1 pseudogene is annotated in these 362 nt (G+C 70.7%); it reads left to right on the forward strand.

The features are described from left to right. A pseudogene (locus ACM14_RS30250) lies at nt 1–362 on the forward strand (Fe/S-dependent 2-methylisocitrate dehydratase AcnD); the annotation flags it as partial.

Here is a 362-nt window from a genome sequence, read left to right on the forward strand (position 1 = left end):
TGGCCTCGCCGCCGCTGGTCGTGGCCTATGCGCTGGCGGGCACGGTGCGCTTCGACATCGAGCAGGACGTGCTGGCCGTGGTGGACGGCCGCGAGATCCGCCTCAAGGACCTGTGGCCCGCCGACGAGGATATCGACGCCATCGTCGAGCGCGCCGTGCGTCCGGAGCAGTTCCGCGCCGTCTACGAACCCATGTTCGCCATCCGCAAGGACGATGGAGACAAGGCATCGCCCCAGTACGACTGGCGCCCCCAGTCCACCTACATCCGCCGCCCGCCGTACTGGGATACCGAAGGCGTGGGCGCGCTGGCGGCCTTCCCGCGCACGCTGCGCAACATGCGGCCGCTGGCCCTGCTGCCCGAC

It is taken from the genome of Delftia sp. JD2, assembly GCF_001682645.1.
In the GTDB taxonomy this organism is placed as follows: domain Bacteria; phylum Pseudomonadota; class Gammaproteobacteria; order Burkholderiales; family Burkholderiaceae_C; genus Comamonas; species Comamonas acidovorans.